Here is a 3,096-nt window from a genome sequence, read left to right on the forward strand (position 1 = left end):
GTCTGATCACACGCTCCAACCAGAGCTTTGCCTTGTCCCATGTGACCAAGGCCGGGGTCAGGGCTCATCAGGAGGAGCAACTGGCCTATCCGGTGGATTGGTGGATCGGTGACGAGGCGGTGTTGATCGATCCTCCGGGGGAATTTCTCAGCCACCCGGAGTCGGCGGCCAGTGATGAGGAGCAGTCGGGCGCGGAGGGCAAGGTCAAACCGGTACTGCCCACTGGCGCCCATGCGCGCCTCTGGTCGCACCTGCTCGACTGGCTGACGCGCAATCGCAGCCGTCGGGCCTTGAACGGCGTGGTGCTGGTGATCGATGTGCAGGCCTTGTTGGCGCAACGTCCCGAGCAGCGCAAGGCCCACGCCAACCTGCTGCGCACCCGGCTGTTTGAGCTGACGCGGCAATTGGGCACGCGCCTGCCGGTGTACGTGACGCTGAGCAAGTTCGACCTGCTGGAAGGTTTCGAAGAGTTCTTCGCCCGCTTGTCGCGCAGTGGGCGCGAAGACCTGTTGGGCTTCACCTTCAGCCTGGACGCGGTGGATGATTTTGATGCTTGGCTGGCGGAACTGACACGCCAATACCAGGCCTTTGTCGTCTGCCTGAGCGAGCAAGTTTTCGACGGCGCCAGGGAGTCGCGCACATTGATTGAGCGCGATCGCTTGCAGGCGCTGGCGCACCAGGTGGCGGGCCTGCGCCCGGCGCTGTTTGGCTTCTTGAGCGAAATGCTTGGCAGCGATCGTTTCACCACCCCGGCGTTGGTACGCGGGCTGTATTTCTCCTCGGTGCTTCAGAAGGGCACCCTGAGCAACGCTTTCGTCAAAGAAGCGGGGCAAGCCTATCAACTGCCGCCACCGCCACCCGAGGTCAAACCGGCCGGGGGCACGGCGATTTACTTTGCCCAGCAACTGTTCCAGCGAGTGATTTACCCCGAAGCGGGGCTGGCGGGCGACAACATCAAGGTGGCCCGCAGCAAACGGCGGCTGCTGATCGCAGGGTTCAGCGTCGCGTCCCTCGGGTGTTTAGTGACCATCGGCACCTGGCAGTTTTACTTCAACATCAACCGCGACAAAGCGGCCACCGTATTGGCCAAGAGCCAGGAGTTCAGTGAGCGGGACATCGACGCCAAGGTCGACACCACCGGCCGCAACTTGCTGGTGCCGCTGGACCAGATTCGCGATGCAGTGCTGGTCTACGGCGACTATCGCCAAGCGTGGCCGTTGTTGTCGGATATGGGGCTGTATCAGGGGAGGGCGATCGGCCCCACCGTGGATAAGGCGTACCTGAATCTGCTGTCCAAGCGCTTCCTGCCGGCGATTGCCAGCGGTGTGCTGGATGCGATCAACACCGCGCCTGCGGGCAGCAATCAGCAACTGGCGGCCTTGCGCGTCTACCGCATGCTTGAAGAGCGGCAAAACCGCCGCCCGGCCATCGTCGAAGAGTGGGTCGCCAAGCAGTGGCAGCGCGCCTATCCAGGCCAGGGCCAGTTGCAGGCCGATCTGATGGGCCACCTGGGCTACGCGCTGAAATACGCCGACGCCGATCTGCCGCACTACCGTGAACGTATTGCCCAGGTGCAACAGCAATTGCGCCAGTTGCCCATGGCCGAACGGGTCTACATGAGCCTGAAACAGGACGCTCTGGAGCGTTTGCATCGCCCGCTGGACCTGCGCAATGAGGTCGGCCCAGCGTTCGATATCGTCTACCGCCCGCTGAACACCGATCAAGAGGGCAGCGGCCTGCAGTTGCCACCGCTGCTTACCGCCAAGGGCTTCAAGGACTACTTCGAGCCCGGCACCGACGGCATCATCGAACTGGCCATGATCGACCAATGGGTGCTCGGCGAACGGCAGCGCCTGGACTACTCCGATGAAGACCGCAAAATTCTGACCCAGCGCATTCGCGCCCTGTACAGCGCCGACTATGTGGACAGCTGGCGGCGGGCACTGAATCAGTTCGCGGTCACCGATTTCGACGACCTCAGCCACGGTGTGGCCGTGTTGGAACAAGTCACCGGCCCGGCCGCACCGCTGCGGCGCCTACTGGAAACCTTGCGCGACAACAGCGTGATTTACCCGGCCGTGCCTTTGGCCGAAGGACAAGCACCGCTGGCGCTGGACAAGGTATCGGACGGCCAACAGCAGGCCGCTGGTATTCGGCGCGCGTTCTCCAGCCTGGCCGAACTGATCACCGCCCAAGGCGAGCAACCGTCCTATTACGAAGAAACCCTGCGCTCGGTCAGCGCCGTCTACGACTATGCCAAGGCCGTGCACGACAATCCCGACCCCGGTAAAGCAGCCCTTAAAACCGTGCTCAATCGCTTCTCCCTGGGCGGTGCCGACCCGATCGCCAACCTGCAACGCGTCGCCGTGGGCCTGCCCGAACCGCTGAACCAACAGGTCAAAAAGCTCGCCGACCAGACCTCGCAGGTGCTGGTAATTGCCGCCCTGCGTGAGTTGGAGAAACGCTGGGACAGTGAAATCTACAGTTTCTACCGCGACCGCCTGGCAGGCCGCTATCCGTTCAAGGCCAGCGGCGAGGACGCCTCGCTGGAGGACTTTGAAGCGTTCTTTGGCCCACAAGGGCGCCTGCAGCAGTTTCACGATCAATACCTGAACGTATTCCTCAAGGACAACCTCGATGCGCTGTACTCCGACAGCCTCGGCGGCTACCTGGTGCGCAGCGACGTGCTGGAACAGCTGAAAAAGGTCGAGCGCATCCGCGACACCTTCTTCAACCATCGCGGCCACTTGGCCGTGCAACTCACCATCGAACCCTTGGCCCTGAGCGCCACCCGCCTGAGCAGCATGCTCAGCGTTGATGGCCAACTCATCCCTTACCAGCATGGCGCGCCGCAACGCGCGGGACTGGTGTGGCCCAACAGCCTGGGCAACACCAATGGCAGCCAACTGACCCTGGTGCAAAGCACCGGCAACACCGCCAGCCTGAGCTATCGCGGGCCGTGGTCGTTGTTCCGGCTGCTTAGCCGCGGGCACCTCAATGGAAGAACCGACACCAGCGTGGACCTGACCTTTGCCGTTGCCGATGGGCTGATGCGTTATCGGATTGGGGCGGAGAAGGCTAACAACCCGATCACCC

1 protein-coding gene is annotated in these 3,096 nt (G+C 62.7%); it reads left to right on the forward strand.

The features are described 5' to 3' along the window. A partial coding sequence (gene tssM / locus ACXRVY_RS21845) for a type VI secretion system membrane subunit TssM (protein ID WP_458238220.1) occupies positions 1-3,096 on the forward strand: 3,096 nt, incomplete at both ends.

This window comes from Pseudomonas sp. P5_A2_2, assembly GCF_054177685.1.